This window comes from Pantoea allii, from assembly GCF_046529425.1.
Taxonomy (GTDB): domain Bacteria; phylum Pseudomonadota; class Gammaproteobacteria; order Enterobacterales; family Enterobacteriaceae; genus Pantoea; species Pantoea allii.
Genome location: NZ_CP125958.1, coordinates 873,886 through 892,461, shown reverse-complemented (window position 1 = coordinate 892,461; position 18,576 = coordinate 873,886). Strand labels below are relative to the sequence as shown.

The window sequence follows — 18,576 nt, the reverse complement described above, 5'->3', positions numbered from 1 at the left end:
CTTCTTTTAATTTATCTTCGGTCAAAGAATGATTTTTCATCAATAACGACAAACCTGTACAAAAAATCAATAAACCGTACAACTTAATCCACGCTTTAAATAAAAACGTTCCGCCCGCTGGACTCAGGTTCCATTTTTTTAAATTTGTGATTTTTTTGATATCGGACGACAAGATAAAAAATACCGGAAAGGAATTTCCTTTCCGGCAAGATTAACGCAATCTCACACCAGAGATGATTGACACAACGAATTACACTGGAAGGTTTATCTGTTTCGAAGAAACGTTAAGCTTTTCAGTGCACAAAGATAATGATTAACTCATTGTTAATTAAGCATTAACTCCGGCGACTGACTTTACCACCTTTCCGACCTGCTTCAATAGCGCGTTGCGGATCGTTCTTAAAGTTTCCACCGCTGTTTTGACCACCTTTACGTCCCGCTTCTGCTGCACGTTCTTTGTCTGCAGCAAAATTACCCGCCCCACCACGATATTGCGTCATTCTGTGTTCTCCTCAAATTTCATTATTTAAACAGCACAGTTGAAGTTACATCAGCTAAAGGGTGCCAGAAATAAATGTAGTCATAAAACTTACCTTATCAAGCATGATGTTTGAGAAAAGGCATCACATTTCTGGTCATGGTTTGTGAAGAACTTTCCTCTCATTATTTAGTGATGAAACTATTTAAAGCAGAAACTCAACTAAACCGCATCAGGTGCCCACTGTGTGACAGCGGCACCTTCCAGCCTGTATTAATCGATCGATTCATTAAAAAGTCCACTCTGTTTTTCTTTTAAAGCGAAGCGTAACAACGTGATGATTGCGCCTGACATCGTCAATCTGATCAATAAATGATCTATTTAACCAGGCGTGATAACGCAAATTCCTTTATCAAAAGATTTCATCGGATGAAAATAAGCGAAGCGGTAAATTCGTTTATTATTAAGATACTGATAAAAAGCAGATCATTTAATAATCAACCAGACATCAATTAGCAAAATGACCGGGTCAGAAAAGAGAGAAAAAGATAAAGAGGGCGTTTTAAATAAGCGAAGCGTAGGAAAATAAAAAAAACGCCCTGACGGGCGTTCTTTTCGGACTATTCTGCCCTGCTACTTTTGCAGGAACGTCAGTAAATCTTGATTAAGCTGATCCTGATGCGTCACTGCAAACCCATGCGGACCCTGGTCATAGATCTTAAGTTCCGAGCCGGTTATCAGCGCATGGGCCAGTTTACCGGTTGCTTCAAAAGGCACGATCTGGTCATGACTGCCGTGGATGATTAACGTTGGCACATCAACTTTCGCAAGGTCCGACCGGAAATCCGTTTCAGCAAAAGCGGTCACGCAGTCCAGCGTCCCTTTCAGGGAGGCCATTAACGCAATCGTTAAGGTCTGAGTTAATACACCGTCAGAAACCTGTTGACCGGCGTTCGTGCCATAAAACGGCGCAGCAAACTCGTTAATAAACTGCGCGCGATCCTTGAGTAGCCCCCGTTTAATGCCGTCGAAAACGGCTTTTTCCACCCCTTCTGGGTGATCGTCTGTTTTGCCGAAAATCGGCGTAACCGCACCCAGCAGCACCAGGCTTTTGACTTTAGCGGTACCGTACTTACCGATATAGCGCGACACATCACCGCCGCCCATCGAGAAACCGACCAGCGTTACGTCGCTGAGTTGCAGGTGCTCAATCAGACTATGAATATCTTCAGCAAAGGTGTCGTAGTCATAGCCTTCCCAGGGTTGATCGGAACGCCCGAAGCCGCGACGGTCAAAGGCGATGGCGCGATAGCCCCGTTCAGCCAGAAAGTTAAGCTGGCTATCCCACATATCTGCATCCAGCGGCCAGCCGTGGCTAAAGAGAACCGGCTGACCTTTTCCCCAGTCCTTGTAATAAAGATTAAAGCCATCTTTGCTTTTAAACAGACTCATAAGTGCCTCGCTATGGGTGAAAGTCATGACTCTTCAGGCCAGCGCGAATAACGTTACCGCGACAGCCATGGCAGAGCGGCGATACCTGACAAGTTTGGCAGAGGAGGAAAAATGTTCAAATGCGGAACAGAGGTTTTATTTTGTTGTCACTTAATGTTTTTCTTATCGTTTCCTGTTTCAATGCTTATTGTCCCGTCTTTGTTATTTTCAACTCTCATAATCATTTTTTTATCAATGCATTTATTTTCATTAGTATCAAAACACATCATATCTTGTGTTTCAGAGTTAAATACTCTTATATCACCTTTAGGTTTTGATTTGAATCCATCGCCATAATCCCAAATATTCACATACCAATCTCCGTTGCTTGCAGGTTTTGGTATGTCATATTTTTTTCTCAAATATTCTTTATTTTCATTCCACCAGGCGATTTTACCGTTTTCTGTTAGCGGGAAGTTTTTAACTGCAATATTCGAAAAATTTAGCTCTTGATCTACGACGATGATTTCTGTTTTTCGTAAAACTTCCAGGTAAAAACCTACAGCAATTACGATTATGAAGATAGCTATAATATATTTTTTGTTAAGCATTTGAATTGCCTTTGATAGTCACATAAGTTTCCATATCTGTAAAGAATGGTCTAAATCCGAAATTCACAGATCTTTGTAATACAAACCAAGTCTTAAAGAAATAGAACTGGTTGAATTTCCAGTTCCTGACATCATCTTGATCTAAACCAAAATGGTCTTGAACTTTATATTTTATTTTAGCTGTGTATTCGTTTTGACTTATTGCAAGCTCTACAATTGAAATCTCAGTGCTGTATGTATCATGAACCGCTAAACCCAGTCCATTGAAGCTATCCTGAGTTCTTGTGAATTTTGGTAGTATGCTACTTTTAATATTTATCGCTATTTGTGGTATAGCCTCATTAGGGAGTGTTTTTTTATCGTAATTTATATTTTTATCAAGTATTTCTTTTATTCTTTTAAGGCTGCTATTTAAACTTTTATCAGAAATGATATTATGGTTTAGTGCAGCATTCAGGCTCGCATTTTTGAAGCTATTTCCGTTCGACATTTGCATATGATCGAACATCTGTTTAATGATTCCTTTGTAAGGACCAAAAAAAGAGAAAGGAAGCGTTAGTTTTTTTAGATCCTCAAACATCAGTTTCGCACACGTTTGTTTACTAATTTTTTTCCCAGGAGTAGGCGAGTAGAAGCGGCTTTGTGGATGGTTGAAAGGCGTTAAAAGTTCGAGAGTATACGGATTTACTACAGTCGAAACATCCCGAAGGTTCAAACGATTTTGCAGAAATGAATCAGTCAAATCCCCGAATTTCATATCATCAGAATTTGAATCGTTAAATTTTTTCTGTGTCGAATAAACAATTATTGGTTCCATGTTATTTAATCCGTTTAACCTACCAACAAGCCAATGATAAACCATTGCTCATAAAAAAGGCACCCTACAGGATGCCTCTTGCACGTCGTTATGGGTATCAGTCTTTCAGTAGTTTGTGCTCAATCTCTCTTGCCTGTGCAATGTTTTCATCTGTTGCATCTGCGAGGAAGCTTTCAAGAGTCTCACCGCCTTTAACCAGATCCTGAAGTGCCTGGGCATAGCTTTCTTTCCGTTCCAGGTATGAAGCTTCACAGCCCCGTCTTCATAAGCAAACATACCTTTAGCCGCTGTAGGAGCGGGCTTTACAGCCTCTTTTGCCTTATCTTCATCTTCTTGAGTATGAGTAATGAGTAGAGACGCAAGACGGGTTCCGTTTAACAGCATTTGTTCCAGATCCAGTGGTAAACGACCTCTGCCTGACCACTGCATAACCTGACCATGACTTTCATACTGATACTTAGCTGCTACAGAGACGGGTTCTTTCTGTCTGTTGTTACGAGCTGGAGCATTTGCTGACAGCAACTGAGCAACCTTATTGTCTTCGCTTACCTTAATGCCAGGCCCAGCAACATTTGCAAACAGAGGACGCTACAGATAACCCTCGTGTGACAGCGCTACGCCGCATTTGCCATTTTTCTTGATGCTGTACATGGCCGCATCCGCGCGTGCCAGTGCGCTGTCAAAGTTCTCCGGGTATTCAACCTGAACCACGCCGATGGATGCGCCAATTGAGGCGCTGCCGTTGGCCACTTCAAAAGGCTGTAAGGCTGCCTCCAGGCAAGCGTCGGTGAGCTTCTCTGTGAGCGGATGAGACAACGCAAAAGGAATCAGTAAAACAAATTCGTCGCCCCCCAGACGGCCAATGATGACATTCGCCGGACAGGCCGCGATAAAGCGCTGGCTGAGTTGAATCAGGACATCGTCACCACTGCGATGACCTAAGGTGTCGTTAACATGTTTAAAGTTATCTAAATCAATAAAGGCAATACAAAAGGCTACGTCCGTTTTCATCTCGCGGAAATGGTTGATTAACGCATGGCGATTGGTTAACTGCGTGAGTGGATCGTGCATAGCCAGCGTGGCCAGTTGTTCTTCGTATTGTTTCTCTTTGGTCATATCAATGTGGGTGCCCGTCACTTTAGTGGGCCTTCCCTGCTCATCCCATTCGCTGACACGACCGCGATCCAGTACCCAGGTAATTTTGCCCGTTTTGCCAATCATGCGATGCAACGCCTCATAGAAAGGCGCTTTCCCATCGATGTGATCGTAGAAAGCCTTTAACACATCGCTGGCGTCGTCCGGATGCAGGTAGGATTTCCATACATCGAAATGCGCACCGACCTCTTTAGGCTGAAAGCCCAGCATCGATCCCCAGCGTCGGTTAAAGATAACCAGCTTGCCGCTGGGAATATCCAACTGCCACAGACACAACCCCGTGCCGTCCAGTGCGGCGCTTAATTTATTACGGGCATCGTGCGCAATACGCTTTAACCGTGCGTTATGTTTTTTTAAATTCGCGATTTGCTGCCGCAGGGCTTCTTCAGACATAGGGATAACTGGAAAGGGAAATGTCTATTTTGCCAGTGCTATACATTGTGTAAAGCAGCATGTTGAAAAGACGATGAGACGCGGACAAAACCGGCGTCGACAGGATTTCTCACCCTTAACGGCGTCAGAAACAGCACACGACAAAATCTTAAGGGATAACGTCAGGGCGTTTACATTGTCCCGGCGAGCCTCAGGTTGGTCACAGAGGTATCGCGTGAAGTGTTGGTCAGATGTCAGCCTGTACGTTTTCATCTATAGAAAGCTTTGCTTTTTTAAAGAACAGGCGGCCTGTAACAACAGCATTCTGATAACCACTTGATATGTAATCATAAATAAAATCATCAAATGTAACGCTGACATGTTTATGCAAACTCATAATCACACTTAAATATCTTCCGGGTGTTAAGTAAAGACGTCAGCACGACATCAAGGAGATAAATGATGAACCCGTTAATCACGCTTTCTTTTCACGGTACTCAGTGTAAAAATCAGTCACAACAAGATTCCCATCTCACCGACGCGCTTTTTTTAGGCGATATGTTTTTCGCTCATAATAATGACAACGAACATCATGTAAAAAATTATGGATTACATGGCGCTGCGCCCGGCCATTTCTGTGTAAGAAATGCTGTGCTGGATAATCATTTCCACACTAGCCAAAAAGGGGCAGCGATATATATCTGACCACCACCGCGCATTATTTTTGCCAACCAGTAATAACCCGTAAGAAGGCAATATCGATGTAATCAATGACGTTAGCACCTTTCGGATGCATAAATGCAGAGGATAACTATCATGAAAAAGATGATTATTAGCTCAATGATTGTAGCCGTACTCGTTTTTACCGGCGGTGCCGCAGCCGCAGAATCATTCAAAGACAGCCATACGTTAAATAACGAAGTCGTGTCTGCGCAGGCCGCACAGGCGATGAATGACATTCAGCTTTCTCGCAATGCGTTATTTAATGGCCAGACGCAGCAGGCTAAAACGCTGGCGACCCAGGCTGAAACGTATCTTAAAGATAATAGCGTGGACTGGACCAGGTATATTCGCTACGACAAAAAGGCCCCAATAACAGGTGATAACTATATTCGTATAGGCTCGGACGTCTCGGTTTCTGAAGATTATCAACTTTCCAAACAGAAAAATGACGCGATCGATAAAGCCAACCAGCATATTAAGGCGGGAGATAAACAAGGCGCGCTCGATGCGTTGAAACTGGCAGGGGTTGCCGTTACCGAAACGCAGGAACTCATGCCGTTGCAGCAAACCGAAAATGACGTTTCCAACGCGCTTGCCATGATGAAACAGGATAAGTACTACCAGGCAGGCATGTTGCTGAAATCAGCAGAAGAGGGGGTCATTTACGACACCCAAACCTATTCAGAAAGCCCTGTTAACCCAACCATGCATCACACCCAAACGGGTAGCCATGCTCAGCCAGGTAATAAAGGATAACCATCGTTTTTAATAAAGTTACGTTATTAAATAACGCTGCCGCTTTCATTATTCAGGATGAAAGCGGCAACGTACATCTATAAATACACTATAAGATAATCTGCTTACCTCTTGTTGCGCATAAGTATTACGAATACATCCCACTTCATAAAAAAAGAAATGACTTTTTTACTGAACAAACCATCTTTTCTGACTATTCGAAGTTATTTAAACGTACGCTGCCGCGCGTTACACTTTTTCAAACAACGCTCCAGCACCTGCCCTTTCTATTGATAACCAATGAAATTACTTTTTAACTAAACTAAAGGATAGTTTTCTAAAAAAAAAGACTTCAGGTTATAAACTGCAATTCATCTTTGCCGATAAACGAAATGTAATGGCTTTAATGACAAAAATAATAAGATCACTTATCGGGGAAAAACATGAAAATCACAACAGGCCGTAAAATCGCTTTAGCGTTCGGCATCATCGTCATCGTCTCGCTGATTGGCAGCAGTTTGTCGATCACTAACTTTCTTAAACTGCGCCAGGCCAACACCTGGAACGTCCACAGTTACCAGGTCATGAGCGTCAGCGACAGCATGCTGACCGATATGGTTAATATGGAAACCGGCGTGCGTGGGTTTGTTGTCTCTGGCAATGACAACTTTCTGGCACCGTTTAACAGCGGTAAAACCGCTTTCGATCAGAAGTACAGCCAGCTACGCTCGATGACTGCGGATAACGCCGAGCAGCAGCAAAGGCTGGCATCACTGCTTGAATTGCATAACAGCGTTCAGGGCGTAGATGAGCAACTGATCGCCTTACGCCGCGAGGTGAACAGCGGCAAGCAACCGTTGGAGACCCTGACGCATTTCTTTCAGGAAGGCCGCGATAAAGCGTTTATGGATCGCTATCGCGCCATCGCTGCTGAATTCAACGGTGCAGAAGCCACACTGTTAGCCAAACGTTCTGCAGAGGTAAACAGTCTGGCCTTTGCCACCAAAATGACGCTGAGTCTGGCAGGTATCACCACCATTCTGCTTTCCATCATTCTGGGCACCATTATTACGCGCAGTATTATCCGCGCACTGGGCGGCGAGCCAAAAGCGGCTGCCGATATTGCCGGGATGATTGCGCAGGGTAACCTGACCGTAGAGATCGCCGTTCCGGTCAAAGGACAGAGTAGCCTGATGGGCTCTCTTGAAGCCATGCGCATGCAGTTAGTCACCATCGTCAGCGGTATCCAGTCCTCTGCTGAGCTGATCAACAATTCTGCGAGCGAAATCGCGCAGGGCAATGTCGATCTGGCCCAACGTACTGAAGAGCAGGCCGCAGCGCTTGAACAAACGGCTGCCAGCATGGAACAACTTACCGCTACCGTGCGTCAGAATACCGATAATGCGCGTCATGCGAATACGCAGGCCGACACAACGTCACACGTGGCGACGCAGGGCGGTGATGTGGTGAAACAGGTTGTTGAGACCATGCGCTCCATTTCTGAAAGCTCAGGCAAAGTGGCAGAAATCATTTCGGTCATCGAAGGCATTGCTTTCCAGACCAATATCCTGGCGCTGAACGCCGCGGTTGAAGCCGCAAGAGCGGGTGAAGGTGGACGCGGATTTGCCGTTGTCGCCGGTGAGGTGCGTTCGCTGGCCTTACGCAGTTCCACTGCCGCCAAAGAGATCAAAGATTTGATCACTCAGTCGGTTGAACATGTGGCAAAAGGCTCAGGACTGGCCCGCCAGGCCGGTAACACGATGGAAGAGATCGTGAAATCGGTGCAGGGCGTGACGACGATTATGGGCGAAATCACCATCGCTTCCGATGAGCAGAGCAATGGTATCGGTCAGGTCAGCATTGCCGTCAGCCAGATGGACCAGGTGACCCAGCAGAACGCCGCTCTCGTTCAGCAGGTTTCTTCTGCCGCACAAGGTATGCTGGAGCAAACGGTGATGTTGCGCGACGCGGTTTCCATCTTCCGCATCGAAAAAAGCGCTAACCTCGCTACCCCGGCTTTCCGCTAACCGGCACGCTTTTATTCTGCGTGCCTGAGTCATCACAGAGCCCGGACCCGCTAACCGCTGGCCCGGGCCTGTCTTAACGATTGCGCCGATCATGCCTGTTGCCCCCACGCTTTTCCCGCGTATCCCTTGCCAAAAAAAGCGTTTTAAAAAACACCGATGACCACTAAAGTGAGCATAACCTTACTCACAACGGGCGCAACTATGTTTACGAAAACCTATCAGGTTGACGAAAAGCACATTGATTTTCAGGGCGTGGTGGATGGACTTTACTATCCGTTTTATATGGAATGGACACGTCACGCATTTATGAAAGAGCACCTTGGCGTCGATCTTGAAGAAGAGTTTGCCGCAGGCCGAATTCATATGCTACTTGAGTACTCGCTGCGCTTTAAAAAGAGCCTGAAAAAAGGCGATGAAATGCAGGTCACCTGCGCGCTGGCCGCCAATGAAAAACGCAACCGCGTTAATTTCATCCAAAAAATACTGGTCAACAATGTGGTGTACGCCGAGGCGGTTTTTACCGGCACCTGTCTGGAAAATGGTCGCCCGTCCATCCCGGAATTTTTGCGCAGTGCGATTCCGGATAATCCGTCGTAACGCGGCCTCACTCTGCCACATTGCAACGACGTCCGCCGCACGCGGATGCTGTTAAGGCCGTCACCTAATCGTTGAGGCGCATGCCCTCTGTTGTCTCCACTGCATGTCCTTGATGAATAGCGTGACGCGCCTCACTGCTCTGTTTCGATATGACCGAAATGTGACCTAAATATGACACACGCGATGCCGATAACCTTAGTGGACCCGAGTCGATCGGCCTCCCTTTAAACGGGTCGTTGTCTCTCCACTACGTGGTCAAAATCTTTTGACCTTTTAACGGCTATAAATGGAGAGATCTATGTTTTCCCTCACGCGTTTACTACCAGGCAAAATTTCGCTGGCTGTGTCAGATGCTCAAAATAACATTCAGGCGATAAAGGCCTGTAGCGGTTGGATCGAATTTACCCCAGAGGGGATCATTCTCTCGGCCAACCCGGCCTTTCTGGCCGTGACCGGCTATCAGCTTAACGAAATCACCGGACAGCACCATCGCATGTTCTGTAAGCCAGAGTTCGTCCACTCCCGTGAATATGGCCAGTTCTGGGAAAGACTGGCATCCGGGCAGTCGTTCAGCGGCATCTTCGAACGCTACAGAAAAGACAAAAGCCTGCTCTACTTGAGCGCCAATTATTTCCCCGTGAAAGACAAACACGGCACCGTTAAAAAAATCATCAAAATCGCCAATGACATTACCGACAGGCATGAAGAGCTGACGCACAAAGAAGCCATTATTACTGCGCTGAATAATACAATGGCGACGATTGAATTTACTCCGCATGGTGACATCATCAATGCGAACGAAAACTTTCTCGCGCTGATGGAGTACGATCTTGCAGAAATTAAAGGCAAGCATCACCGTATGTTCTGCTTCGATGCGTTCTATAAAGAAAACCCGGATTTCTGGAATAAAATTCAGCATGGCCGGTCCTTCACCGGACGTTTCGAAAGGGTAACTGCGTCAGGGAAGCGCGTCTGGCTTGAAGCCAACTACAATCCGGTTAAAGATGCCTCGGGGCACGTGTATAAAGTGATTAAGCTGGCTTCCGATATCACCGAACGCGTGGAAACGGCGAAGCAGGTTGCCGATATCGCCATGAGCACATCTGAAAAAACCTCTCATATCACCGTTAATGCAAACGATGTACTGAGCCAAACGGTGCGTAACGCGGAATCAATGGCCTCGCAGGTCAATGCGGCAACGGCAATCAGTGACAAACTGAATTACTCGGCCAAAGATATCAAAGAGATTGTCTCGACCATTAACAACATTGCCGGACAAACTAATATTCTGGCGCTGAATGCCGCAATTGAAGCCGCACGTGCGGGCGAAGCGGGACGCGGTTTTGCCGTCGTGGCGGAAGAAGTCAGACGTCTTGCCGCCTCCACCTCTCAGGCGACGCAGAAAATCAGCAAGGTGGTTGAAGAAAATACTAATCTTATTGATGAGATGTACCGACAGCTCGATGAGATCAACCACTTTCTCACCACAGAAAACGACAAGATCACTAATCTCTCAGACAATATTCAGGAAATTTTTAGCGGGGTAAAAGAGTTCGTCACCGTGATTCACAGGCTGGATGTGTAATCGAAAAGCGCCAGTATCGATAATATGCTGACCGCTTGCGTCAGCGGCGCGCCTGGTCAGGCCATCCTGAAAAGACGACCATCATTCCCTCAGCGCAGAGCGGCTCACGCGTCAGCCCTTATCACATTGTGATGCCGCCCGCTGCCATCGGCTCCCTTTATCGATGTCGGAGCAACCCGTTCAATTCTGCTTTCCCGCCCATCAGGTCATCGTATGGTCACAGACTTCGCGTAGCCTGCTTGATCATTTGCACATATTTTTATCGGGCAGGCTGCCTGTGCAACGCTGGTACGCCGGTTAAAGGGTTGGTCTGCAATGATGCGTAGACCAGAGGCACGCACAGTTGCCACCTCAATCCCGTTCGCGCACGCATGACACTTTTGAGCGCGTTTGCCGGACGATTCGCTGATACAGGGGGAGCACCATGACAACACGGAGAACACTTTTGAAAGGAACGCTGTTGACGCTGGCCGGAATGGCCACCTCCATGAGCCGGGCCGCCGACCATTTGCCGAACGACACAGGCAGAAAATTTGCGGCTGACGGGCGCGTACTGCCGTTTCGGGGCAACACGATCATTTGTCATCTGCCACAGCAAGAAAAAGATTCTGACGCGTTCGATGCGCTGCTGGATATTTACCGCGCATTACCGGCTGAACCCTGGGCGCGCAACGTCACGGCACTGCCGCCATCCAGCTATCATATGACGGTCTTCGGTGGCGCAAACGACAAGGCTCGCCGCTACCCGTTATGGCCAGCAGGGCTTCCACTCGATATGCCGATAGAGGAATGCGATCGTATCCTGGCCGATCGGCTGCGGCAATTTCGCCTGGGTGAGGATGCCTCTCCTTACCGTATGCGCGTTGATCCGGCAGAGCCGTCCGCGAAGGAAAAGCCGCTGACGCTTCGCCTGCTGTCAGCCGATGAGGATACCGAAACCCGCCTGCGCCGTTTGCGCGATCGGCTATCGCAGGTGACTGGCATTCATGAGCCTGACCATGAGCGTTACGGTTTCCACATCACCCTGGGTTATCAGTTCGCCCCCCTGACCGACGACGAGGACGCCGCATGGCGACGTTCGCTGGCGGCATGGAAAACAACCATTGCCCAACGTGTCCCGGTGATAACCCTGGGTAATCCTGAGTATTGCCTGATGAACGATATGTTCGCATTCAAGCGCCAGTTTTATCTGACATAAACGGACGCGCGTCTGCAACAGGCACGCCAAGCGCGGCTGAAAATGCCGCCGCCCTTCCCCAGCCAGGCATACTGGCAAAGCATGTTTATAATGATCTGGCCCGCCCGACTGGCCCGGCTCTTTACGCCCGCTCGTATCGGCTGAATCGTTACAACGCCAATCCTGTTACCCGCCGTAATCGTCATCTTTCTCATTTTTATCTGTGACTCGGCGCACAGTGCTGGGGCATTTGTGGATTCTTTTTCCAGCAGGTGAGGCGAATCACGTTTCGGTTAAGTGCAAATCAGTAAATTCCCTTAACGACTGAAAAAACGATTCAGCTTAAGGAAGGAAAGATGAAGACTAAAATCGCACTTGCCGTATTCGCCGTGATGATATCGGGTTCCGTGTCAGCAAAAACCTGGGTGCTGACGAGTGCTGAACAAGGCACAGACAAAGGAAACTGGCAAATAACCAGCAGCGAGCTGAAGTTACAGGGTAAACCGTTCAGCATCGAACAGAAAGTCCTGCACGGCGGTAAACAAGAAGGCAGTAAAATCCTTGAGATTCGCAGTCAGGATGGCCTGACCATCACGCTGATCCCCACCCGAGGAATGAACCTGCTGCGAGTAGAAGGTTTTGGCACCCGGCTGGGCTGGGATTCCCCCGTGAAAGAGGTGGTGAACCCGGCTTACATCAATCTTGAAAGCCGAAATGGCCTGGGTTGGCTGGAAGGTTTCAACGAAATGATTGTGCGCTGCGGCTATGAATGGACCGGGCATCCGGTGAACGACAAAGGGCGCATCTATACGCTGCACGGTAAAGCGGGTAATACACCGGTATCCCAGCTTGAAGTCGAGGTAGCCGATGCGGCCCCGCATGAGATTCGTATTCGGGGTTTGATCAAAGAGAGCACGTTCAAAAAAGCGGATCTCCAGACGCTTACCGAACTGCGCTATGTGCCAGGCAGCAACCAGTTCAGCCTGCATGACGTGCTGACTAACCATTCAGATTACCCGCATGATTACGAGATTATTTATCACAGCAACTTTAGTACGCCGATTCTGGAAGAAGGCGCTCGTTTCCTCGCCCCGATGTCGAGCATCAGTCCGTTTAATGATTACGCCAAAGCGGGTTTGAAAAACTGGCAAACCTATCAGGGACCGACCAAAGACTTTGATGAAATGGTGTTTAACATCAAGCCGCTTTCCGACAAGGATCATCACACGGTCGCTGCCGTCGTCAATAAAGCCGGAAACAAAGGCGCCTCCATCCAGTTTGATACCCAACAACTGCCACTGCTGACCTTGTGGAAAAATACCGACACGCTGAAACAAGGTTACGTCACCGGTATTGAACCCGGCACCAACTATGCCTATCCGGTGACCGTTGAACGTGAACAGAAGCGGGTGAAACAGCTGGCGCCAGGGGCAAGTACGGCGTTTGATCTGACCTATACGCTATTACACAACAGCGAGCAGGTTAATGCCGTTGAAAAACGCATTAAGGCGATTCAGGGCGACACGAAGATTGATGAGAATGCTACGCCAATAGCGACAGAGTAAAATATCCTGCCTCTCTGCCAGGAAATTTACCCTCACTCAGAGCGGACAGATGATGAATCACACTGACGGGCATTGTTGCCCGTCAGTGCATCAACGAAGCCTGGGCGCGTTTACTTCGACGCCCTGTTGGCTGTTCCTCATAATGCTGTTTCTGCGAACCGAAGATGCATGAGATATCATCGATAAATCAGCAGGTTAATCCTCACGGGCGAGGCACTTTACTTCAGGGAATGTTGAATCAGTTGGATGCTGTTTTTAATTTCATGCTGAACCTTGTTCTCATCCCAGTCCGCCAGTTCTGGCGCAAAAGGTTCAAAGGCATAAATGCCTTTATAGCCTCGTTCTTCAAGCTGTTTAACCTGGCGACAGGTGAACAGGCGATCTTCCGGCGTTAACATTATGCGCTCGGCATCGGTCAGGCTTTCACGCGGACGTTTGTCCTCCACGCCCGACAGGTGAACCAGACCGATTTGGGCGATATCCACCTGGCTGAATTCGGCGTCAGCATCGGGATAGAGATGATGATGGAAGGTATCGATTAATAATTTAAAGGGAACATGGGCATCGCGAATAAGATTCTGCGCCTGCGCTGCTGAACGCAGCGAGCTTTGTGGGAAGCCCAGCGGCTCAACCAGTCCGGTTATTCCATAGGTCGCGAACAGCGGTGCCACATCGCGCAGCGCGTTTACTGTTACCTCTGGCGCAACCGACGAGCCGTCGTTCAGGGGACAAAGCACCAGCGAACGCGCCCCCACCGCTTTGGCATCAGCCAGCAAGGATTCGGTCAGTTGGCGAACCTGTTCCGTACGCTGATTGAAGGGATAAACGGCGTTTATGGTAATAATGTCAATGCCATAGCGTTCAGCCAGTGCGCAAACCTGGGCAGCACTCAGGTTGTCCATCACTTTACCGCTGGGCAAGTCGTTACGAAGTTCAACCTTATTCAACCCCAAACCGTTCACCAGCCTGAAGAAGGCTTCAATGCTCAGCGAGGGGGCGATCTTTCTGTTAATACAAAAACGTTCTGCGGCGATGGTCATGCGACTCTCCTGAACCCGGTAGCATCAAGCGAACCCAATGGGATAATGAAAATATTTATTTCATTTTAGATTAAAAGGAAAATAAATTTCTTTGATGACTCTCGCAAATACGTTAACGCCCGGTTAAAAATCTCAGAAAAGAAAGAATAAAACCCACTATTTTCCTTAATTAACAACAGAATATTCACCATTCTTCTTCTGACAAAAAACCGGCAGGTTCATGTGAAAAAATGCCTCCCTGATGAAATGGAAATTTCATTTAAATGCCCTTTAAGCACCCTGCGAGGACAGCGACAGTCAGGTGTGAATCTTTTACCGATGTCAGGCCAGTACCTGATTATCGTGGGTCAGGTTATTAGTGGAGAGCAGCCATCCAGCCATTACAGTGTGGTCATCGGGGCGATAGCCTGCGCGCCGTTGCCGGCTGAGCGACCAGGATAGGTGAAGCAACGGGCGACATCTTCCGGCCTCGCCGCGCTTTGCCGGGCAACGGAAGCGACGGGCAGCCGCTCCATACCAATGACGTCAAACCGCATTGAGGCGGCATTTGTGAGCATGTCGTTTTGCGCGCCTTGCCGGGCCGGGCCATCGATCTGAGCGCGTTCCGCATGGGGGCAGCGATCGCCCTTCATGGAATTTACACTCCAGAATTAATTTAAATGAAATATAAATTTAAAAAGTGCGAATGCGCTGTCAATTTTTCCTCTGCGCCTGGCGCGCGCGGCCGTTATGACGTGCCAATGCATCCCAATAGGCAGCCTGTCTGAAGTGGTATTTTTATTTTAGAATTCAAAATAATGCCGCATTCCTCGATCTTTCATGCGTATGCATTGCTCACCTGGCAGGCACTGCGCCCCCGCATCCCCGCCGGAATAGCAGTAGAGTTTGATCGCCCTCGCAAAATGAAATCTTTCTTCTGTATTATGGTTTAATGAAAAATATGTTTGCCTATAATCGGGCATTATCCAGATTAAGGTACAACCTCTTCACTGCGTCAAGGCAAACACCGCCTGACAGAGCAAGGGGCCGGGCGACAGGCTACTACCGATCAAAACAGGAATGAGCAAAATGGGCAAAGTGAGACTGACAATGGCGCAGGCGCTGGTTACGTTCCTTGATAATCAGTATCTGAAAGTGGATGGTGAAGAGCTCAAATTTGTTAAAGGCATTTTCGCTATATTCGGGCACGGTAACGTGCTGGGACTGGGTCAGGCGCTGGAGCAGAACTGCGGCGATCTGCGGGTGTTCCAGGGGCGTAACGAACAGGGGATGGCACATGCGGCAACCGGGTTTGCGAAGCAATCTCTGCGTCGTCAAATCATTGCCTGCACCTCTTCTATCGGCCCTGGTGCGGCCAATATGATTACCGCCGCAGCCACGGCCACAGCAAACCGCATTCCTTTATTGCTCCTCCCCGGTGACACTTTTGCAACACGGCAGCCCGATCCCGTGCTGCAGCAAATCGAGCAGAGCCACGATCTCAGTATCAGCACTAACGACGCGTTTCGCCCGGTAAGCAAATACTGGGATCGCATTACTCGCCCGGAACAACTGATGAGCGCCTGCCTTAATGCGATGCGCGTTCTGACCGATCCCGCTGAAACCGGCGCGGTCACACTCTGTTTGCCTCAGGATGTGCAGGGCGAAGCCTGGGACTATCCAGAGTCCTTTTTTGCCCGACGGGTGCACGTGTTAGATCGTCGTCCGGCCAGTCAGGCGCAACTGGATGACGCTATTGCTGCTATTAAAGCAAGCCAAAAGCCGCTGATCGTCTGCGGCGGTGGGGTGAAGTACGCGGGCGCAGGCCAGGCATTGATGCATTTTGCCAGCCGTTACGGTATCCCGTTTGTCGAAACCCAGGCTGGCAAAGGCACCGTTGTCTCATCACACCCTTTTAACGCGGGCGGTGTCGGAGAAACCGGCTGTCTGGCCGCCAACCAACTGGCGAAAGAGGCCGATCTGGTTATCGGCATCGGTACGCGCTTCAGCGACTTTACCACCTCATCGAAATGGATTTTCCAGCATCCGTCCGTCCGCTTCCTGAATATCAACGTCAGTAATTTTGATGCCTGGAAACTGGATGGTATGCCGCTTCTGGCCGATGCGCTCACGGCGCTCAACACGCTGGATGCGGTGCTGGAAAAAGAAACCTGGCGCGCCAGTTGGGGCGACCGTATTGCCGAGCTGCTCACTCAACAGCACAAAGAAACTCAGCGTGTCTATCAGGCAGTATGGAAGGAAACGTCTTTCGTGCCTGAAATCGACGACCATCTGGATCGCGAGTCAGTCTACCGAGAATTTCGTCAATTAACCGACTCAACCCTGACACAAAGCAGCGTACTGGGCGTCCTCAACGAGGTGCTTCCCGAAGAATCGGTGATTGTGGCCGCAGCGGGAAGTCTGCCGGGCGATTTGCAACGTGTCTGGCGCACCCGGGCCGAAAATACCTATCACGTCGAGTACGGTTACTCATGTATGGGTTATGAAGTCAGCGCCGCGCTGGGCGTAAAGCTGGCACAGCCGCAAAGCGAGGTCTATGCGCTGGTGGGCGACGGCTCTTTTATGATGCTGCACTCCGAGCTCGTCACATCGCTGCAGGAAGGCGCGAAGATTAATATCGTGCTGCTCGATAACATGACTAACGGATGTATTAACAACCTGCAAATGGAACACGGCATGAACAGTTTCTGCACCGAGTTCCGCTACCGCTCCCCGGAAAATGGCCGACTGACCGGTGGCCTCGTTCCCGTCGATTTTGCCGCAATTGCAGCGGGCTATGGCTGCAAGACCTGGCGAGTCACCAGCCTTGATGAACTGCGTCAGGCGCTTGATGCCTCGCGCCACGAAGCGGGCAGCACACTGATTGATATTAAAGTGTTGCCGAAAACGATGGTGCACAAATATGGCAGTTGGTGGAACGTTGGCGTCGCGCAAACGGCGCTTTCGGAACGGATTCGCAAGGTTGCTAAACAGATCAATGAAAAACGCGCGCAGGCGCGCGATTACTGAGTGCCGTCCTGACCCTGAAGCCTGTGAACATGTGGGCGTAAGATCATGGCGTTACGCCTCGGTGTCACAGGTGCTGGCCTCATCGGTAAAGAACGTATTCGCCGTCCCTCAGCCTGGGATGGCTATGCTGAATCTGTTGCGGCCGATGCCAGCCTGAAAACAGCGGAAACGGGCGAAACGGTAAGCGTTACGCTGCCTGAACGCCACTCTTTTTATCAGCGTTAAGCGCTGGCCTACCATCCATTTTTACTGACAGGTAACAATGATGAAAATTGCATTTGACGTAGACGTGATAAAAGATCTGGGCGTGACCCGGATGGTGCACCAGGTCGCGGATTGGGGTTATAAGTACATCGAGCAGTCGCCGCATCCCCAGATCAATCCTTTCTATAAACATCCGCGCGCCAGCCGTGAAATCATTACGGAATATAAGCGGGCGCTGAATGAAACCGGTTTAGAGATATCTTCATTTATTTGTGTTTATCGCTGGTCGGGGCCTGATGAACTGCGTCGTCAGGCCGCCGTGAAAAACTGGAAGCGCCTGGTTGAAATCGCCGTCGAGATGGGCGTACAGGTCATTAATACCGAATTCTCCGGCGATCCAAATCAACCAGAAATCTGCGACGAAATGTTCTATCGCTCAATGGAAGAACTGTTGCCTGTTTTTGAACGTGAGGGCATTCGTGTTGAGATTCAGGCTCATCCGTGGGATTTTTGCGAAGAGAACGACGGGACGGTCGACGTAGTGAAATCGTTTCGCAGCGATAACGTCAAATATATCTACAGCGTGCCGCACACCTTCTTTTACGACAAAGGAATCGGTGACGTCGCAAGAATGTTGCGCTATGCCGGTGACGATCTGTCCCATGTGCTCATCGCTGACACCATGAACCACACCAGGCACTGTCGTTATATCGTTAATCCTCCGGGTGTTGATGCCACCATCCACCAGCATGTTGCCGTAGGTGAAGGTGAAGTGGATTTCGACGCGCTGTTCCGTACCCTGCGCGAAATGAAATTCGCCGAGAAGACCTTCAACGTCGGCGGTGAATCTATCGTGGCCGCGTCCCTTTTTGGTTATCCGGAAAAGATGAAGTACCAGGCTGTGGAAACGCGTGAATTGATTGAACGTGAATTGCTCGGTCACACCTCAGCAGTATAACGGTAAGACGTTCGGAAAAGAGTAAGCGGGCTCATGACAAGGATGTCATTGATTTTCTCATGTATTTCGCTGAAGAGAAGCGTCTGGCAAAA

Annotated in this window: 17 protein-coding genes and 1 pseudogene; 10 read left to right on the top strand and 8 right to left on the bottom strand. The window is 48.9% G+C overall.

From position 1 onward, the window contains the following. Positions 1-335 precede the first annotated feature (335 nt). The 6 genes from QNH99_RS04385 to QNH99_RS04360 form a co-directional block, all read right to left on the bottom strand. Entirely contained in the window at positions 336-500 is a 165-nt protein-coding gene (locus QNH99_RS04385) for a general stress protein (RefSeq protein WP_006118264.1), read from the bottom strand. 611 nt (positions 501-1,111) lie between these two features. Then, the gene (locus tag QNH99_RS04380) at positions 1,112-1,930 is read right to left on the bottom strand and encodes an alpha/beta fold hydrolase (RefSeq protein WP_109716976.1); all 819 of its coding nucleotides are present in this window, start codon (positions 1,928-1,930) and stop codon (positions 1,112-1,114) included. A 146-nt stretch (positions 1,931-2,076) separates the two neighbouring features. After that, positions 2,077-2,520 carry a DUF943 family protein gene (locus QNH99_RS04375; protein WP_410517347.1) on the bottom strand — a complete coding sequence of 148 codons (444 nt, stop codon included), beginning with the start codon at positions 2,518-2,520 and terminating at the stop codon, positions 2,077-2,079. Then, positions 2,513-3,337, bottom strand: coding sequence for a DUF3289 family protein (locus tag QNH99_RS04370; RefSeq protein ID WP_283355102.1), 825 nt, complete (start codon positions 3,335-3,337; stop codon positions 2,513-2,515). Before QNH99_RS04370 ends, QNH99_RS04375 begins: the two co-directional genes overlap by 8 nt. Before the next feature lie 105 nt (positions 3,338-3,442). Further along, positions 3,443-3,859, bottom strand: coding sequence for a hypothetical protein (locus tag QNH99_RS04365; RefSeq protein WP_410517346.1), 417 nt, complete (start codon positions 3,857-3,859; stop codon positions 3,443-3,445). Positions 3,860-3,925: 66 nt separating this feature from the next. Next, on the bottom strand, positions 3,926-4,885 hold the full coding sequence (locus QNH99_RS04360) for a diguanylate cyclase (RefSeq protein ID WP_410517345.1): 960 nt from the start codon (positions 4,883-4,885) through the stop codon (positions 3,926-3,928). Between the two features lie 438 nt (positions 4,886-5,323). Between QNH99_RS04360 and QNH99_RS04355 the strand changes: the two genes are divergently transcribed. The 7 genes from QNH99_RS04355 to QNH99_RS04325 all read left to right on the top strand — a co-directional run bounded on the left by QNH99_RS04355 (position 5,324) and on the right by QNH99_RS04325 (position 13,273). Then, complete coding sequence (locus QNH99_RS04355; RefSeq protein ID WP_241568448.1) at positions 5,324-5,569, top strand: hypothetical protein; 246 nt, start codon at positions 5,324-5,326, stop codon at positions 5,567-5,569. A gap of 111 nt (positions 5,570-5,680) precedes the next feature. Next, positions 5,681-6,343: a YfdX family protein gene (locus QNH99_RS04350; RefSeq protein ID WP_241568447.1), complete on the top strand. Its 663-nt coding sequence runs from the start codon at positions 5,681-5,683 to the stop codon at positions 6,341-6,343. 422 nt (positions 6,344-6,765) lie between these two features. After that, on the top strand, positions 6,766-8,349 hold the full coding sequence (locus QNH99_RS04345; protein WP_410517344.1) for a methyl-accepting chemotaxis protein: 1,584 nt from the start codon (positions 6,766-6,768) through the stop codon (positions 8,347-8,349). Between the two features lie 201 nt (positions 8,350-8,550). After that, positions 8,551-8,946, top strand: a complete 396-nt coding sequence (locus QNH99_RS04340; RefSeq protein WP_109716973.1) for an acyl-CoA thioesterase — start codon at positions 8,551-8,553, stop codon at positions 8,944-8,946. 298 nt (positions 8,947-9,244) lie between these two features. Continuing rightward, a complete protein-coding gene (locus QNH99_RS04335) occupies positions 9,245-10,531 on the top strand; it encodes a methyl-accepting chemotaxis protein (RefSeq protein WP_109716972.1) in 1,287 nt (428 codons plus the stop codon). 424 nt (positions 10,532-10,955) lie between these two features. Next, positions 10,956-11,729: a DUF1868 domain-containing protein gene (locus QNH99_RS04330; protein WP_172897892.1), complete on the top strand. Its 774-nt coding sequence runs from the start codon at positions 10,956-10,958 to the stop codon at positions 11,727-11,729. 335 nt (positions 11,730-12,064) lie between these two features. Then, positions 12,065-13,273 carry an aldose 1-epimerase family protein gene (locus QNH99_RS04325; RefSeq protein WP_410517343.1) on the top strand — a complete coding sequence of 403 codons (1,209 nt, stop codon included), beginning with the start codon at positions 12,065-12,067 and terminating at the stop codon, positions 13,271-13,273. Positions 13,274-13,491: 218 nt separating this feature from the next. On the opposite strand, the gene QNH99_RS04320 is transcribed toward QNH99_RS04325, so the two are convergent. Together QNH99_RS04320 and QNH99_RS04315 are read right to left on the bottom strand one after the other, a co-directional pair. Beyond that, positions 13,492-14,313 carry a TIM barrel protein gene (locus QNH99_RS04320; RefSeq protein WP_410517342.1) on the bottom strand — a complete coding sequence of 274 codons (822 nt, stop codon included), beginning with the start codon at positions 14,311-14,313 and terminating at the stop codon, positions 13,492-13,494. Positions 14,314-14,693: 380 nt separating this feature from the next. Then, positions 14,694-14,870 carry a hypothetical protein gene (locus QNH99_RS04315; RefSeq protein WP_410517341.1) on the bottom strand — a complete coding sequence of 59 codons (177 nt, stop codon included), beginning with the start codon at positions 14,868-14,870 and terminating at the stop codon, positions 14,694-14,696. A 511-nt stretch (positions 14,871-15,381) separates the two neighbouring features. Between QNH99_RS04315 and iolD the strand changes: the two genes are divergently transcribed. From iolD to QNH99_RS04300, 3 genes and pseudogenes are all read left to right on the top strand, one after another. Then, on the top strand, positions 15,382-17,322 hold the full coding sequence (iolD, locus tag QNH99_RS04310) for a 3D-(3,5/4)-trihydroxycyclohexane-1,2-dione acylhydrolase (decyclizing) (RefSeq protein ID WP_096011823.1): 1,941 nt from the start codon (positions 15,382-15,384) through the stop codon (positions 17,320-17,322). A 93-nt stretch (positions 17,323-17,415) separates the two neighbouring features. Continuing rightward, positions 17,416-17,547, top strand: a pseudogene (locus tag QNH99_RS04305) (inositol 2-dehydrogenase); the annotation flags it as partial. 40 nt (positions 17,548-17,587) lie between these two features. Continuing rightward, complete coding sequence (locus QNH99_RS04300) at positions 17,588-18,484, top strand: sugar phosphate isomerase/epimerase family protein (RefSeq protein WP_109716964.1); 897 nt, start codon at positions 17,588-17,590, stop codon at positions 18,482-18,484. The last annotated feature ends 92 nt before the right edge of the window (positions 18,485-18,576 follow it).